The sequence below is a fragment of the Burkholderia sp. DN3021 genome, assembly GCF_049805555.1.
GTDB classification, from domain to species: domain Bacteria; phylum Pseudomonadota; class Gammaproteobacteria; order Burkholderiales; family Burkholderiaceae; genus Burkholderia; species Burkholderia pyrrocinia_C.
In genome coordinates this window covers 15,227-31,607 of the sequence record NZ_JBNCAB010000037.1, presented here as the reverse complement: position 1 = coordinate 31,607, position 16,381 = coordinate 15,227, and the positions used below count along the sequence as shown (strand labels likewise).

The window sequence follows — 16,381 nt, the reverse complement described above, 5'->3', positions numbered from 1 at the left end:
CTCAGCTCAGGTTCTCGACTTGAAAAAGCGAACCGCCAATTGTTCGAACTGATCGCTGCTGACCGGCGCCAGCTTGCCTTGCGCGTCGGTCTTCCCCTTGATCAACTCGCCCGACGCCTTCCGCACCTCGGCCTCCATGCCTTCGACCGGTTGCCCGTCGGTGGCCCTGACCAGCTTCGGCACCCGCCCCAGCGAGCCCTGATCGAACTTCGGAAAATCGGCGCTCATGCTCGCCGGCCCGGCCCACGTATGCGATGCGGACTTGACGGTAAAACTCCCCGGACATCCGAGCTCGATATCCCCGCCATGCAGCTTCAGATACGCGCCGCCCGAGGTCACGAACACGACCTGCTCGCTGGCCATGCCCGCGAGCTTCCCGCCTCCCGCCGTCATTTGGATGTTTTTCGCCGAATCGATCTGCGTATCGTCGTTCTGGCTCTGCAGCGTAACCTTCCCCTGGTTGGCTATCGCAGAAACCCCTTCGCTGTGCGCGAACATGGCCACGCCATGCCCGGCCTGCAGGTTGATCCGCTGCCCGCTCGTGTATTGCAGGTGGTTCTGCGCGACGATATCGACATTACCGCCCGCATGGGTCGTGACGGTCTTCGGCGTCGCCATGCTGATCCCGGCGGGCGCGGTGATCCCGATCGCGGCCACCGACGCGCCTGACGACTCGCCGCCCCCGGACGCTTCCCCGTTCGGCCAGCCTTTCACCGTCGTCATGAGCGCGTCGTGCGGCTGCGTATCCGGTGCAACACCCTGATGCTGGCCCGCATAGCCGCCGAGACTCTTGAACAATTCGACGCATTCCTGCATCAGTTGCAGATACTCGTCCCGCGCGAGGTGACCGTCACTCGCACGCAGCCGTTCCCAGGCCGAGATCAGCATCGCCTTGCCACTACGAATCGCCACGTGCGCATCGCTGCGCAATTCGGCGCCTTCGCCACGCGCCGCGCCCTGGCCGTTATCGCGCGGCTGCGTCAGATAGCCGAGGTTCAACTGGCTGTACGCGTGCTCGCTCGCCAGCTGGCTGCTGATCTGCCCCGGCGTATCGTCGAAGCGGATCTGGTTGTATCGCTGCCCCTTGATTTCCTTCGTCTTCGTGCCGGACAGATAGCGGTTGCCCGGCAGCGCACCGGTATGGCTGAAGGTCGCCGGCATGTTCGGCCCGTTGGCCAGCACGCCCATTACGACGAGCCGGTCCGGATCGCCGCCGATATGGCCGATCAGCACCTCCATGCCGACGCGCGGCAAGGTATTCGCGCCGAAGCTCGGCCCGGCGAGCGCGCAGGCAACGCGTACCGGCGCGCTGTCGGACGGCGTGCCGCTCGTCCCGGCGCCCTGCGCGTGCGCGTGATCGTCTGCGTTCAGCCCCTGGATCCGCACACGGATGCGGCCCATTTCATCGCAAAACACCTCCTCTCCCTGCGGCCCGACGACGACGGCCGTCATCGGATGCACGGGCGGCAGGTCGACATGGGGATCGTAGGCAGGCGTCAGCGGCACGCCGCGCCGCACGCACGAGAACGTGTTCTCGTAGCGCGTGTCGCTTTCATCGCCCGGCTTGCTGCTCACATCGGTCGGCATGGCGTTGAACAGCACGCGGCTTGCCGCGAACAGCGACTGCGCGCGCTCGTTCAGTTCCTTCGGCAGGTTGTTCCGCACGCGATGATGAAGCGACGTGACGACGAACTGCCGCTGCTCGGCCGGCAACGTATCGAGTTGCGGATGCTCGGCGAGCGCAAACCAGTGGCCCACGGCCAGATCGCGCACATTGCTCACGCCGTCGACGGATTCGGCGCGCAACTCGTGCGCAAGCATCCGGTCCTTACCGATCCGGTCGAGGTCTGACGACGAATTTCCGGCGTGCGGGATATCGATGACGGCGTCGGCCAGCAAATGCCCGAGGTCATTGCCGCCGTCGCCCTGGTCGACGATCGTCGCCTGTTCGGTTTGCGACATCCGGCCACTCTTGTAATCCCACGTCGGCCGGACGATCTTGCCCGGAATCAACCTGCGGCTCGTCGCCCACAGCGTGATCGAATCGCGCTCTTCGGTGGCTGCATCGCGGTGGTAACGGACGGTGCCGGCAACCGTCTCCGGCAGCTTCATCGAGTCGTCGGCAAAGACAAGCGTATGCACCGGCGTGTCGTTCGCATTGCCGTTCGCCCGCTCGCCCGCCTTGCCCGCCTTGACGAATACGGTCGCACCGTCCCGCCGCAGCAGCCGCCGGATGAAGTGCGCATCCGACTCGTTGACCTGCCGCGTAAGTTCGCGTGCCGGGTAACGCTCACCTTGCAGGCCGGACAGATCGAATTCGAAGGCGCCGGCGAGCGCGGAGCTGCGCTGGCGCCACTCCTGAAGCAGCACCGCAAGGATGTCGGGCAGGCTCTTGGTGCGAAACAGTCGCGAGTTGGTCCGCCGCTCCATCACGGACAGCACGTCGCGAATCGTCAACTGGTAGCAGGTCAGGGACCCGTCCGACTGTCCGGTACGAACGTCGGTGACGATACCGTTGATGGTGTGGAGACGCCCGCGATCGGTCGTCATCTCGACGGAGACAGGTAGCCCGATGAAGCTGCGGATCGGGAGATCGGCACGTGCGGACACGCAGGTCAGATGCCCTTCGATGCCCGTCATCAATCCTTCCCGGACGTCGGCATACTGGAGAGCAAGCACCTGCTCGAGCGTCTTCTGGGCAGGCCCCCAGTTCATGCGAATCGGTCGATTATTCTGATCGACCACCCCGGACGCAAATGCGCGTAGCAATTCGGCTGTATTCACAGCGGGACTCTCAGGATTTTATTTTACTTCGTTATGCATCGGGCAACCACGCCCGCTGGTCCGTCCTGGGAGTGCTGCCCGTCTCGTTTTCGGCGAGCATATCAAATTGTCAGGGCGATGACGAACTTTTGAAGGATTTTAGAATCCCTTGAGCAAACCGTCTGACAGGATTTTAAAATTCATAATCTTTCAAAGCAGTCATAGTCGGTGACGAGCAGATAGGCAGCCGGCGTCTCGAACTGGCGGAGCAGCACGTAGCCGGAAACGGTGAGACAGGAGCGCACGCCGTCCACGAGCACACGCGTGCGTGACGGCCACGCTTCGTACGGACCGTCGTGCGTTTCGAGCGTATAGCGATCGACCGGCTTCATTGCCGCGCCGACTTGAGCATGCCGCTTTCCCGATGCATCGCCGCATCAGTTCGCGGTCTTGCGATACAGCGCGACGTACCCCGCGAGCATCAGCAGCAGCGACCCGCTGACCCGGTTCAGCCACCTCTCCCCGGCCGCTTTCCATACGCGCACCGAATGCACGCCGAGCAGCGCGTAGCCGGTCATCCCGATGACGTCGATCGCGACGATCGTCGCCGCGAGGATCGCGTATTGCGGCGCGATCGCGTGCGACCGGTCGACGAACTGCGGCAGCAGCGCGGACATGAACAGGTAGTACTTCGGGTTGCTCATCGCGACGAAAAAGCTCTTCAGGAACGCGGTCCGGCAACCGGGCGTCGGGTGCTCGGGTTCCTGCGCTGCAGTGGAATGGCCGCTCGACATCAGCATCCGGATGCCGACATACGCGAGCCACGCCGCGCCGAGCAGCTTCAGCGTCACGAACGCCGTTTCCGACGCGTCGAGCAGCACGCCAAGGCCGAGCCCGACCAGCGCGACGAGCACGACGTCGGCGGTGACGGCGCCGAGCATGCCGACCATCGCGTGACGCAAGCCGTATCGCGAACCGTTGCTCATCGCAAGCAACACCGTCGGGCCGGGCGTCGCGACGCCGACGGACAGGATCAGGGCAAATGCGAGCAAGGCGGAGAGCGACATGATGTGGCGTTCCTTCTGATGGGAGCCGTGCGAGCGGATTGCATCGTCCTGGTCGGCCACGCGGGGCGCAACCGGCAGGCCCGATTTGATGCGACGAATACGGACGGCCAATGATCGCACGTTCGCCCCTATACGGCAGTACGTGGACGCCGTAAACAAGTCGTACTGGTCGTCGACGATCGGCAGCTATCTGACGCAGGGCGATCCGCGGTCGGTGTGGCTGTCGATGACGACGGATTTCTGACGTGCGTGCAAGGGAGTGGCGGGCCGCCGCCAGAGTTTGCTATACTCTCGGTCTTCCGGAGAGATGGATGAGTGGTTTAAGTCGCACGCCTGGAAAGCGTGTATAGGTTAATCGCCTATCGGGGGTTCGAATCCCCCTCTCTCCGCCAGAATGCAAGAAGCCCCTTGATTTCCCGACAAATCAAGGGGCTTTTCGTTTTGGGCGTTTTGGGCGTTTGGGGCGCCGACACCCTCCCCATCCACCCGCCTCCCGCGTCACGGATGCCTGATGTAATCCACCAACGCCCGCGTATACTCATCCGGCCGCCGATCGCACAAACTCACCGCAATCGCCACCGCAAACCCCGCCGGCACGCCGAACACGCCCGAACTGATCGGCTCGATCCCGAACCACGTGCGCCCCACGAACCCCGTCAACTGCGTGAAGTACGGATAGGTCGACACGATGTAGTACACGCACACCGCGAGCCCCGTCACCATCCCGGCGATCGCGCCGCGCGTCGTCGTGCGCTTCCAGAACACGCCGAGCACGAGCACCGGAAAGAAGCTCGATGCCGCCAGCGAGAACGCCGCGCCAACGAGAAACAGGATCTTCCCCGTATTGAGCGACGCGACATACGATGCGAACAGCGCGACGCCGAGCAGCAGCACCTTCGAGATCGTCACGCGCCGCTGGCTCGATGCGTCGGGTGCCACCATGCAGTAATAGACATCGTGCGATAGCGCGTTCGCGATCGTCAGCAGCAGCCCGTCCGCGGTCGACAGCGCCGCGGCAAGCGCGCCGGCCGCGATCAGCCCCGACACGACATACGGCAGCCCCGCGATCTCAGGCGCGGCCAGCACGACCATGTCCGGCTGCATCTGAATTTCCGACCAGTGCACGATGCCGTCGCGAATCACCTCGACGACGCTGATCAGGTCGGGTTCGAAGTGATGCCATTGCGTGACCCACGCCGGCAATTCGGCGAACGGCCGCCCGACGAGGTTCGCAAGGATCTCGTACTTGATCAGCACCGCGAGCACCGGCACGCTCAGGTAGAACAGCGCGATGAAGAACAGCGTCCAGCCGACCGAGCGGCGCGCCGACGCGACCGACGTGGTCGTGTTGTAGCGCGTCAGGATATGCGGCAGGCTCGCGGTGCCGAGCGACAGGCACATCAGCAGCGCGAGGAAATTCCGCTCGCGCGGCTTGCGTTCGTCGTCGCTCGCGGCGGGAAACGGCTCGTGCATCGGCACGGGCGGCTCGGCACGGGCCAGCAGATCGTCGCGCGCCTGCGTCCACGCGACGCGCGCCGCCGCCGGATCGCGCGGGAAGTCGGCCAGCTCGCGCTCGCGCTGGCTGATCTCGCGCAGCGGCCCGTTGTGGCGCCGCAAGTCGGCGAGCTGGTCGACGAGATGCCTGCGCGCGTCCGCATAGGACGCCGGCAACCGGTCGAGCCGCGTCTGGATGTCCGCAGCCTGCCGCCGATACGCGTCGCGCACCTGCTGCTCGTCGGCCGCATCGCGCACCTGCGCCTCGCGCGCCGCGACGCGCTCCATCAGCTTGCCGTAATTGAACTGCGGCACGGGGCCGAGCCCGTTCTTCATCGCGATCAGCGACACCGGAATCAGGATCGCGCTGATCAGGATGATGTACTGCGCGACCTGCGTCCACGTGACCGCGCGCATCCCGCCGAGAAACGAGCACACGAGAATGCCCGCGAGCCCGCAAAAGATCCCGATCGCGAAATCGACGCCGATGAAGCGCGTCGCGATCAACCCGATCCCCTGGATCTGCGCGACCAGGTACACGAACGAACACAGGATCGCCGCGCCGGCCGCCAGCGCGCGCACGGCCGTGCTCGAGAAGCGCGTGCCGAGAAAGTCGGGAATCGTGTAGCGCGCGAGCTTGCGCACATAAGGCGCGAGCAGGAAGGCGACGAGGCAAAACCCGCCCGTCCAGCCCATCACGTACGCCAGCGCGTCGTAGCCAGTCGAGTACAGCGATCCGGCCAGGCCGATGAACGACGCGGCCGACAGCCAGTCGGCCGCCGTCGCCATCCCGTTGAACGCGGACGGCACGCGCCGCCCGGCCACGTAGTATTCGACGAGATCGGACGTGCGCGACAGCAGCCCGATCACCGCATACACGGCGATCGGCACGAACAGGAACACGTAGCCGATCCAGACACCGGAGCCGGTCGCGCGCTCGATCCGCCACATCAGCAGCACGAACCCGAGAAAACCCAGCGTGTAGAGCGCGTATGCGCGTATCAGTCGATGCGTCAGCATGAATCAGCGCCCGCCGTGCGCATTGCCGGTGCGCGCCGCATGGTCGTCGTACGCGCGGCGCAGCGTACGGTCCGCGCGTTGCATCAGCCCGATGTAGACGACGATCAGCACGAGGTACACGAGAATCGCGCCCTGCGCGCCGACATAGAACGGCAGGCTGAAGCCGGCAAACCGGACCCCGGCGAGCGCGGGCCCGAAGAACGGCACGATGAACGACACCGAGAAACCGATCGCCATCAGCACCGCGATCAACGCGACATTGAAGCGCCAGTAGCGCGCGTGGGCACGCGCGAGCGGTTCGGGAACGGGCGGCGGCGCGACAGGCGCCGGACGAGTCGGAACGGTCATGCCGTTGTTTAGCAAAAAGCCCCTGCGCGGACAATCGGGATTGCCGCGCAGGGGCTCATGCGCGCGTGGCGCACGACAGGTGAGATCAGCGCACTTCGGCGAGCTGATCGAGGATGGCCGGGTTCTCGAGCGTGGACGTGTCCTGCGTGATCGCCTCGCCCTTCGCGAGCGAGCGCAGCAGGCGCCGCATGATCTTGCCCGAGCGCGTCTTCGGCAGGTTGTCGCCGAAGCGGATGTCCTTCGGCTTCGCGATCGGCCCGATCTGCTTGCCGACCCAGTCGCGCAGCGTCTTCGCGAGCGCCGCCGCTTCCTCGCCCTCCGGACGCGAACGCTTCAGCACCACGAACGCGACCACTGCCTCGCCCGTCGTGTCGTCCGGCCGGCCGACCACGGCCGCCTCGGCAACCAGCTCGTGCGACACCAGCGCCGACTCGATCTCCATCGTGCCGAGCCGGTGGCCCGACACGTTCAGCACGTCGTCGATGCGGCCCATGATCGTGAAGTACCCGGTGTCCTTGTCGCGCACGGTGCCGTCGCCGGCGAGATAGAGCGTGCCGCCGAGTTCTTCCGGGTAGTAACTCTTCTTGAAACGCTCCGGGTCGCCCCAGATCGTGCGGATCATCGCGGGCCACGGGCGCTTGACGACGAGGATGCCGCCCTGACCGTTCGGCACGTCCTGGCCCGTCTCGTCGACCACCGCGGCCATGATGCCCGGCAGCGGCAGCGTGCACGAACCGGGCACCGTCGGCGTCGCGCCCGGCAGCGGCGTGATCATGTGGCCGCCCGTCTCGGTCTGCCACCACGTATCGACGATCGGGCAGCGCTCCTGGCCGACGTGCTTGTGATACCACATCCACGCTTCCGGATTGATCGGCTCGCCGACCGTACCGATGATGCGCAGGCTCGACAGGTCATAGCTCTTCGGATGCACCTTGTCGTCGGCGTCGGCCGCCTTGATCAGCGAACGGATCGCGGTCGGCGCGGTGTAGAACACGCTGACCTTGTGGTCGCCGATCATCTTCCAGAAACGGCCGGCGTCCGGGTAGGTCGGCACGCCTTCGAACACGACCTGCGTGCCGCCGCACGCGAGCGGGCCGTACGTGATGTACGTATGACCGGTGACCCAGCCGATGTCGGCCGTGCACCAGAACACGTCGGTCGGCTTCCAGTCGAAGGTCCACTTCATCGTCTGCGCGGCCCACAGCAGGTAGCCGCCGGTGCTGTGCTGCACGCCCTTCGGCTTGCCGGTCGAGCCCGACGTATACAGGATGAACAGCGGATGCTCGGCGCCGACCCATTCCGGCTCGCAGCGGTCGGCTTCGCCGTCCACGATCTCATGCATCCACAGGTCGCGGCCCGCATGCCAGTCGATCTTGCCGCCGGTGCGGCGATAGACGATCACGCTCTTCACCGCTTCGCAGCCGCCCATCGCGATCGCCTCGTCGGCGATGCTCTTGAGCGGCAGCGTCTTGCCGCCGCGCGCCTGCTCGTCGGCCGTGACGAGCGCGACCGCGCCGACGTCGACGAGGCGCTCGTTCAGCGATTTCGCGGAGAAGCCGCCGAACACGACCGAGTGCGTCGCGCCGATGCGCGCGCAGGCCTGCATCGCGACGATGCCTTCGATCGACATCGGGATGTAGATGACGACACGATCGCCCTTGCCGATCCCGCGTTTCTTCAGCGCGTTCGCGAAGCGCGACACGCGTGCCAGCAGATCGGCATAAGTGACGCGCGTGACGGTGCCGTCGTCGGCTTCGAAGATCACCGCGACACGCTCGCCGTTGCCGGCTTCGACGTGGCGGTCGAGGCAGTTGTACGACGCGTTGAGCTCGCCGTCGTCGAACCACTTGTATAACGGCGCGTTGCTCTCGTCGAGCACCTTCGTGAACGGCTTGTGCCACGCGAGGCCCTCGCGCGCGAGACGCGCCCAGAAGCCTTCGTAATCGCGCTCGGCCTCGGCGACGAGCGCGCGATAGGCCGGCATGCCGGAAATGGCCGCCGCCTGCTCGAGCGCCGCGGGCGGCGCAAACTGGCGGGTTTCGTGAAGAACCGATTCAATCGCAGACATCGACAACCCCTTGGTGAACATGAATCCTCTGCATGGCGGCGCGATCGTGCGCGCCGCGCGTCTTGGCCGGCGCATGTGCGCCGCTGTCTCCCACCCATCCGCACGCGGCCGCGAAGGCTGCGCGCGATGCTGCACCGCACCACGTCACACGACGATGAACGTGCGGCGCGGCAATTTCCACGATAAGCGCTCCAACTTACCCGTCACTTACGCGGCATGGCCGTTTCGCACGCCGGGCGGCGCTTTACGCTGTAACGACCGCGACCCTACAATCCTAACTGAACTCGCCCCCCGGATTCCAGCTTGAATCGCTACGCCCTCTTCCTCATCCTGTCGATGCTGTTCGTCGGCAGCAACGTCGGTATCGGTAAATCCATCGTTGCATTCGTCCCCGTCGCCATCCTCGCCACGCTGCGCTTCGTGATCGCGATCGCCGTGCTGTGGCCGCTGTTCAGCCCCGTGAAGATGCGCGCGGTCAAGCGCGGCGAATGGCTGAACCTGTTCCTGCAGGCGTTCTTCGGCACCTTCATGTTTACGCTGCTGATGCTCAACGGCGTGCAGCGCACGAGCGCGGTGGCGGCCGGCGTCATCACCAGCACGATCCCGGCGATCGTCGCACTGTTCGCATGGCTGATCCTGCGCGAGAAACCGAACGGCCGTGCGCTCGTGTCGATCGCGCTCGCGATCGCCGGCGTCGTGACGATCAACCTCGCCAACGGCAGCGCGGCCGCGCACGGCGCCCCCAGCGACGCATCCGGCTCGCTGACCGGCAACCTGCTGATCCTAGGCGCCGTGTGCTGCGAATCGATCTACGTGATCCTGTCGCGCCGGCTCACGCAGACGCTCGCGCCGATCGACATCTGCGCGTACACGCACCTGTTCGGCCTGTTCCTGATGCTGCCGCTCGGCGCGACGGCGCTGTGGCATTTCGATTACGCAAGCGTGCCGGCCGGCACGTGGGCGCTCGTCGTCTGGTATGGCCTGTCGGCCAGCATCTTCTCGTTCTGGTTATGGATGAAAGGCATCCGGCACGTGCCGGGCAGCCTCGCCGGCGTGTTCAGCGCGGTACTGCCGATCGCCGCGGCCGCGTACGGGATCGCATTCCTCGGCGAGCGCCCGACGCTCGCGCACGGCATCGCGCTCGCGTGCGTCGTCGCCGGCATCGTGCTCGCGAGCCTGCGCGCAAAACGCGTGCCGGCGGCCGCATCCTGATCGGTCCCCGCCAGTGCCGGCGCGTCGCTGCAGTCGCGCCGGCCGACGCGTTACAATAGCGCGCCTTTTCAAGATTACCCCCGATACCTGCGCACCGCGCCCGCACCGCCATCATGTCCGCCCCGCATTCGCCCGGCCACCCCGCCCGCCGCCCGCTTCGCCCGCTTCCCGCGCTGATTTTCATGAGCCGCTGGCTCCAGGTTCCGCTTTACCTGGGCCTGATCGTCGCGCAGGCCGTCTACGTGTTCCTGTTCCTGAAGGAAGTCTGGCACCTGCTGTCGCATGCGGCCGGCCTCGACGAAGTCAGCGTGATGCTCGCGGTGCTCGGCCTGATCGACGTGGTGATGATCTCGAACCTGCTGATCATGGTGATCGTCGGCGGTTACGAAACGTTCGTGTCGCGCCTCGGCATCGAAGGCCACCCCGACGAGCCCGAATGGCTCGACCACGTGAACGCGGGCGTGCTGAAGGTCAAGCTGTCGATGGCGCTGATCAGCATTTCGTCGATCCACCTGCTGAAGACCTTCATCAACCCCGACCAGCACACGACGCACGCGATCATGTGGCAGGTTCTCATCCACGTGTCGTTCCTCGTGTCGGCGCTCGTGATGGCGTGGGTCGACCGCCTGACGACCCACACGCACCCGGCCCATTTCCACGAGACGCATGCGCCCGCCGCGACCGCGTCCCGCCAGCCGGCCGAAGCAGCCGTCAACGCATAAAACGCATTCCCCACTGTCCTCACAGAGTCTCAGCCATGACCGTCATCAAACAGGAAGACCTGATCCAGAGCATCGCGGATTCGCTGCAGTACATCAGCTACTACCACCCGCTCGACTACATCCAGGCACTCGGCCGCGCGTACGAGCTGGAAGAGAGCCCGGCCGCGAAGGACGCGATCGCACAGATCCTCACGAACAGCCGCATGTGCGCGGAAGGCAAGCGCCCGATCTGCCAGGACACCGGCATCGTCACGATCTTCGTGAAGGTCGGCATGGACGTGCGCTGGGACGGCGCGACGATGGGCCTCACCGACATGATCAACGAAGGCGTGCGTCGTGGTTACACGCACCCGGACAACGTGCTGCGCGCGTCGATCGTCAACCCGCCGGAAGGCGCCCGCAAGAACACGAAGGACAACACGCCGGCCGTGATCCACTACGAGATCGTGCCGGGCGACAAAGTCGACGTGCAGGTCGCGGCGAAGGGCGGCGGCTCGGAGAACAAGTCGAAGTTCGTGATGCTGAACCCGTCCGACTCGATCGTCGACTGGGTGCTGAAGACGGTCCCGACGATGGGCGCGGGCTGGTGCCCGCCCGGCATGCTCGGGATCGGCATCGGCGGCACCGCCGAGAAGGCGATGCTGATGGCGAAGGAATCGCTGATGGAGCCGATCGACATCCAGGAAATCATCGCGCGCGGCCCGAAGGACTGGGTCGAGGAGCTGCGCGTCGAACTGCACGAGAAGGTCAACGCGCTCGGCATCGGCGCGCAGGGCCTCGGTGGCCTGGCGACCGTGCTCGACGTGAAGATCATGGCCGCGCCGACGCACGCGGCATCGAAGCCGGTCGCACTGATCCCGAACTGCGCGGCCACGCGCCACGCGCACTTCGTGCTCGACGGCTCGGGCCCGGCCAAGCTCGAAGCGCCGTCGCTCGACGCCTGGCCGAAGGTCCAGTGGGAACCGAACACGGAAACCAGCAAGCGCGTCGACCTGAACACGCTGACGCCGGAAGAAGTCGCGAGCTGGACGCCGGGCCAGACGCTGCTGCTGTCGGGCAAGATGCTCACCGGCCGCGACGCCGCGCACAAGCGCATCGCCGACATGCTCGCGAAGGGTGAGAAGCTGCCGGTCGACTTCACGAACCGTGTGATCTACTACGTCGGGCCGGTCGATCCGGTGCGCGACGAAGTGGTCGGCCCGGCCGGCCCGACGACGGCCACGCGCATGGACAAGTTCACCGAGACGATGCTCGCGCAAACGGGCCTGATCTCTATGGTCGGCAAGGCCGAGCGCGGCCCGGTCGCGATCGACGCGATCAAGAAGCACAAGGCGGCCTACCTGATGGCGGTCGGCGGCGCGGCCTACCTCGTGTCGAAGGCGATCCGCGGCGCGAAGGTGCTCGCGTTCGAAGACCTCGGCATGGAAGCGATCTACGAGTTCGACGTGCAGGACATGCCGGTGACGGTCGCGGTCGATTCGTCGGGCACGTCGGTGCACCAGACCGGTCCGAAGGAGTGGCAGGCGAAGATCGGCAAGATCCCGGTCGCAGCCGCTTAAGCGCGATCGCACGAAAGGCCGGACGGAAGTCCGGCCTTTTTGCTTCCCGTTCTCATTATTGTATGCAGCCGGTTATTCAAGGCTGATTCTCATTACACGCAAAAGGCAGGCCCGACAAGGCTTCGAGGCTTGGCTTTTCTCGTTCGAGCGATTATCGTTCGGTTTCTGAAGCCCCACTGAACAAGGAACAGCCATGCAAGGCGACAAGAAAGTCATCGAATATCTGAACGCCCAACTGAAGAACGAACTCACGGCGATCAACCAGTACTTCCTGCATGCGCGCATGTACAAGCACTGGGGCCTCGACAAGCTCGGCAAGCACGAGTACGACGAGTCGATCGGCGAAATGAAGCACGCCGACTGGCTGATCGAGCGCGTGTTCATGCTCGACGGCCTGCCGAACCTGCAGGACCTGCACAAGCTGCTCGTCGGCGAGGAAACCGAAGAAATCCTGAAGTGCGACCTGAAGCTCGAGCAGATCTCGCAGGCCACGTGCAAGGAAGCGATCGCCTACTGCGAATCGGTTCGCGACTATGTGTCGCGCGAGATCTTCGAAAAGATCCTCGACGACACCGAAGAGCACATCGACTGGCTGGAAACGCAGATCGACCTGATCGGCAAGGTCGGCCTCCAGAACTACCAGCAATCGATGATGGGTTCGGCCGAGTAATCGCCCCGCCCGCCACCGCGCCGTCCGCATGACGATGACGAACCAGCCAGCCGCTCCCGCGATGCACGCCGCCCCTGTCGGAATCTTCGATTCGGGGCTCGGCGGCCTGTCGGTGCTGCGCGCCGTGCGCGCGCACCTGCCCGGCGAATCGTTCGTCTATACGGCCGATACGCGCTACATCCCGTACGGCGAACGCGACGACGCATTCATCACCGAGCGCACGCTCGCGATCGGCGAATGGTTTGTCCGCCAGGGCGCGAAGGCGCTCGTCGTCGCCTGCAATACGGCGACCGCCCAGTCGATCGCGGCGGTACGCGAGCATCTCGCAATCCCGCTCGTCGGCGTCGAGCCGGGCATCAAGCCGGCCGTCCAGCAGTCCGCGAGCGGCGTCGCCGGCGCGCTCGCCACCCAGGCGACGCTGCGCAGCGCGCGCTTCCAGGCGCTGCTCGAACGTCACGGCGCCGGCTGCCGCTTCATCTGTCAGCCGGGCCACGGGCTCGTGCAGGCAATCGAGAACGGCGACACGGGTTCGCCCGCGCTGCGCGCGCTGCTCGACAGTTATCTGCAACCGATGCTGGACGACGGCGCCGATACGGTTGTCCTCGGCTGCACGCACTACCCGTTTCTCACCGCAACGATTCGTGACATTGTCGGCGACCGCATGGCGATCATCGACACGAGCGACGCGATCGCGCTCCAGCTCGCGCGCGTGCTCGACCAGCACGGCCTGCGTGCACCCGCCGGCACGCCCGTCGCCTCGCCCCGCTTCTGCTCGACCGGCGACGGCCGGCAATTGCAGGCGCTCGCGTCGACGCTGCTCGGTCTCGATGCGCCGGTCGAATCCGTCACCATTTCCTCGCCGAACGCGCGCGCCTGCGCGACCGCCTGACGCGGGCCGGCACGCCCTCTCCCGACGCGGCTGCGCCGCCCCCGCCGTTTCAAGGGTCCGATGACCTTAAAAAAAGCCCGACCCGGACTTGTCAACGCCAGCAAAATTAATGATAATAATTCGCATTAACGTTAGCTATCGCAACTCATCATGATCGTCTGCGTGTGCAAGTCTGTTTCCGATCGCAAGATTCGCGCGTCCCTCGCTGAGGGCGCAAACTCTTTCGATGAACTCCAGTTCGAGCTCGGCGTGGCCACGTGCTGCGGCAAGTGCGAGGAGTCCGTACGCGACCTCATGGCCGAGCAAGGCGTCTGCGCGAGCCGGTGCGGTGTCGAGCATCACGCTCACCCGATCCCGGTCACGTTCTACGAACGCAAGGCCGCCTGACCGGCGCCGAGTATGCGCATGCGGCCCCGGCCGCATTTTTTGTTTTGACCGTCAGCAAGCCACCGTCTGCGCGAGCCAGCGGCTTACCCGCCAAGGAGCCTGTGATGGAATTGCTGATCGGATTCGTGACCACCGTTTGCATCTCGCTGCTGATCTTCCGCAAGTGATGCCGATTCACCCGCCGCGCCCCGGGTGCGACATCGTTCTTTCAAGCTAACATGCAGGCTTCGCATTCCGCTCCTGCCGGCGTCTTGCCGGCTGCACCACGTATGAATCCCCGAGTGATCGTCGTCGCGGTCGGTGTGCTTGCCGCACACGCGGTCATGCTGACGGCCGCCTGGCTGCATCGCAATGCGCCGCCACCGAAATCGGTCGAGGTCCAGGCGATCACCGCGCAACTCATCACGCCCGCACCGATCGCCCAGCAGGTCGCGGCCGAATCGATTCCGCAACCGGCACCGCCGAAGCCGGTGCCGCGCGTGAAGCCGAAGGTCGAGCCGAAGCCGGTGCCGAAAGCGGCAAAACCGACACCTCAGCCGGTTACGCAATCGCCGGCCCCGTCGCCGACACCTGCGCCGGCGGCCGCCGATCCGACGCCCGCTCCGGCCGCGCCCGCTCCCGCAGCACCGGCCGCCGCGCCTGGCCCGGCTCGCGAGACGATGCAGGTCAGCGCGCCGAAGAACGTGCCGACGCTCCAATGCAACTTCGTGAAGCCTGACTATCCGTCGATGTCGCGCCGCCGCGGCGAATCGGGTACAGCCTACGTTCACTTCGTCGTCGGCGTGACCGGCAAGATCGAAAGCATCGATCTGCAGAAGAGCAGCGGCTACCCGCGCCTCGACGATGCCGCACTCGACGCGATGCGTTCGACCACCTGCCGTCCGTACATCGAGAACGGCCAGGCGATCCGCGCCGCCCGTACACAGCCCTACAGCTTCGGGCTCACCGACTAACCTGCCTCATCCGGAAGATTCAAAGGAAACAAAAAAATGCAAAGCTACGGTATCGCGCACGTCTGGGCGCAAGGTGATTTCGTCACGCGCGCCATCGCGATCACGCTGCTCGTGATGTCGGTCCTGTCGTGGATCGTGATCGTCATCAAGGGCTGGAACGTGATTCGCCTGAACCGCCTCACGAAGAACGCCGAACAGGCGTTCTGGCATTCGGACAATTTCGACGACGGCGTCAAGAAGCTCGGCCTCGCCGCATCGACGCCGAACGACAACCCGTTCCTCGCACTCGCGCTGTCGGGCAAGGAAGCCGCCGATCACCACCACCAGACGCAACCGCACCTGCACGACCGTATGGACGTGTCGGACTGGGTCACGCGCTGCCTGAAGGACACGATGGACGAAGGCATCTCGCGCATGCAGAGCGGTCTCGCGATCCTCGCGTCGATCGGCAGCACGGCACCGTTCGTCGGCCTGTTCGGCACGGTCTGGGGGATCTACCACGCACTGCTCGCGATCGGCGCAACCGGCCAGACGTCGATCGACCAGGTCGCGGGCCCGGTCGGCGAATCGCTGATCATGACCGCCTTCGGCCTGTTCGTCGCGATCCCGGCCGTGCTCGGCTACAACGCACTGACCCGCGCGAACAAGGGTGTCGTCAGCAAGCTGCGCCGCTTCGCGCACGGTCTGCACGCGTACTTCGTGACGGGCGCGAGCCTCGCATCGTCGTCGACGCGCGACGGCCTGCGTCTCGCGACGCGCGCCAGCTGAGGCGAGGTGAACCATGGCGATGAACACCGGTTTCAGCGACGATGACGACGATGCCGTGATGAGCGAGATCAACATGACGCCGCTCGTCGACGTGATGCTCGTACTCCTTATCATTTTTCTCGTGACGATCCCGGCGATGCAGCATGCGGTGAAGATCGACCTGCCGCACGCCAGCAGCCAGCCCGTCGACGAAAAGCCGCAGACGGTCGACGTCGCGATCCAGGGCGACGGCACGATCCTGTGGGACGACCACACGGTCACGCGCGAACAGTTGCAGGCACGCATCGCGGAAGCGGCGAAACGCACGCCGCAGCCGGAGTTGCACCTGCGTGCGGACCGCAAGGTTGCATACGAGCATGTGGCCGAAGTGATGTCGGATGCGCAGGCCGGCGGCCTGACGAAGCTCGGCTTCGTGACGGAGCCGGGCGCGAAAGCGAAGTAACGCACGCGCGTTTCGCACC

At 65.5% G+C, this 16,381-nt stretch carries 15 protein-coding genes and 1 tRNA gene; 10 read left to right on the top strand and 6 right to left on the bottom strand.

The features are described 5' to 3' along the window. Nucleotides 1-6: 6 nt before the first annotated feature. The 3 genes from ACPUER_RS19220 to ACPUER_RS19210 all read right to left on the bottom strand — a co-directional run bounded on the left by ACPUER_RS19220 (nt 7) and on the right by ACPUER_RS19210 (nt 3,830). Nucleotides 7-2,784: a type VI secretion system Vgr family protein gene (locus ACPUER_RS19220; protein WP_425131877.1), complete on the bottom strand. Its 2,778-nt coding sequence runs from the start codon at nt 2,782-2,784 to the stop codon at nt 7-9. Between the two features lie 179 nt (nt 2,785-2,963). Continuing rightward, nucleotides 2,964-3,155 (bottom strand): hypothetical protein, encoded by a 192-nt coding sequence (locus ACPUER_RS19215; RefSeq protein ID WP_310141505.1) that lies wholly within the window; start codon nt 3,153-3,155, stop codon nt 2,964-2,966. A gap of 45 nt (nt 3,156-3,200) precedes the next feature. After that, nucleotides 3,201-3,830: a LysE family translocator gene (locus ACPUER_RS19210; RefSeq protein ID WP_310141504.1), complete on the bottom strand. Its 630-nt coding sequence runs from the start codon at nt 3,828-3,830 to the stop codon at nt 3,201-3,203. A gap of 301 nt (nt 3,831-4,131) precedes the next feature. Here ACPUER_RS19210 and ACPUER_RS19205 point away from each other — a divergent pair. Further along, a tRNA-Ser gene (locus ACPUER_RS19205) sits at nt 4,132-4,222 on the top strand. A 106-nt stretch (nt 4,223-4,328) separates the two neighbouring features. Here the strand turns inward: ACPUER_RS19205 and ACPUER_RS19200 are convergent. From ACPUER_RS19200 to acs, 3 genes are all read right to left on the bottom strand, one after another. After that, nucleotides 4,329-6,344 (bottom strand): sodium:solute symporter family protein, encoded by a 2,016-nt coding sequence (locus ACPUER_RS19200; RefSeq protein ID WP_425131876.1) that lies wholly within the window; start codon nt 6,342-6,344, stop codon nt 4,329-4,331. A 3-nt stretch (nt 6,345-6,347) separates the two neighbouring features. Continuing rightward, nucleotides 6,348-6,692, bottom strand: a complete 345-nt coding sequence (locus tag ACPUER_RS19195; protein ID WP_034183498.1) for a DUF4212 domain-containing protein — start codon at nt 6,690-6,692, stop codon at nt 6,348-6,350. 85 nt (nt 6,693-6,777) lie between these two features. After that, nucleotides 6,778-8,760, bottom strand: a complete 1,983-nt coding sequence (acs, locus tag ACPUER_RS19190) for an acetate--CoA ligase (RefSeq protein ID WP_310141501.1) — start codon at nt 8,758-8,760, stop codon at nt 6,778-6,780. A gap of 303 nt (nt 8,761-9,063) precedes the next feature. Here acs and ACPUER_RS19185 point away from each other — a divergent pair, with 303 nt between their 5' ends. The 9 genes from ACPUER_RS19185 (at nt 9,064) to ACPUER_RS19145 (ending at nt 16,362) form a co-directional block, all read left to right on the top strand. Further along, nucleotides 9,064-9,972, top strand: a complete 909-nt coding sequence (locus tag ACPUER_RS19185) for a DMT family transporter (protein WP_425131875.1) — start codon at nt 9,064-9,066, stop codon at nt 9,970-9,972. Nucleotides 9,973-10,085: 113 nt separating this feature from the next. Continuing rightward, nucleotides 10,086-10,694 (top strand): TIGR00645 family protein, encoded by a 609-nt coding sequence (locus tag ACPUER_RS19180; protein ID WP_425131874.1) that lies wholly within the window; start codon nt 10,086-10,088, stop codon nt 10,692-10,694. A gap of 35 nt (nt 10,695-10,729) precedes the next feature. Next, a complete protein-coding gene (locus ACPUER_RS19175; protein ID WP_034183495.1) occupies nt 10,730-12,253 on the top strand; it encodes a fumarate hydratase in 1,524 nt (507 codons plus the stop codon). Between the two features lie 193 nt (nt 12,254-12,446). Then, the gene (gene bfr / locus ACPUER_RS19170) at nt 12,447-12,923 is read left to right on the top strand and encodes a bacterioferritin (RefSeq protein WP_174382342.1); all 477 of its coding nucleotides are present in this window, start codon (nt 12,447-12,449) and stop codon (nt 12,921-12,923) included. A gap of 28 nt (nt 12,924-12,951) precedes the next feature. Further along, nucleotides 12,952-13,812: a glutamate racemase gene (gene murI, locus ACPUER_RS19165; RefSeq protein WP_425131873.1), complete on the top strand. Its 861-nt coding sequence runs from the start codon at nt 12,952-12,954 to the stop codon at nt 13,810-13,812. 150 nt (nt 13,813-13,962) lie between these two features. Beyond that, a complete protein-coding gene (locus ACPUER_RS19160) occupies nt 13,963-14,199 on the top strand; it encodes a (2Fe-2S)-binding protein (protein ID WP_034183493.1) in 237 nt (78 codons plus the stop codon). 218 nt (nt 14,200-14,417) lie between these two features. Continuing rightward, nucleotides 14,418-15,152, top strand: a complete 735-nt coding sequence (locus ACPUER_RS19155) for an energy transducer TonB (protein WP_175964175.1) — start codon at nt 14,418-14,420, stop codon at nt 15,150-15,152. A 36-nt stretch (nt 15,153-15,188) separates the two neighbouring features. Beyond that, a complete protein-coding gene (locus ACPUER_RS19150; protein WP_131945917.1) occupies nt 15,189-15,920 on the top strand; it encodes a MotA/TolQ/ExbB proton channel family protein in 732 nt (243 codons plus the stop codon). A gap of 13 nt (nt 15,921-15,933) precedes the next feature. Beyond that, the gene (locus ACPUER_RS19145; RefSeq protein ID WP_006478310.1) at nt 15,934-16,362 is read left to right on the top strand and encodes an ExbD/TolR family protein; all 429 of its coding nucleotides are present in this window, start codon (nt 15,934-15,936) and stop codon (nt 16,360-16,362) included. Nucleotides 16,363-16,381: the final 19 nt, after the last annotated feature.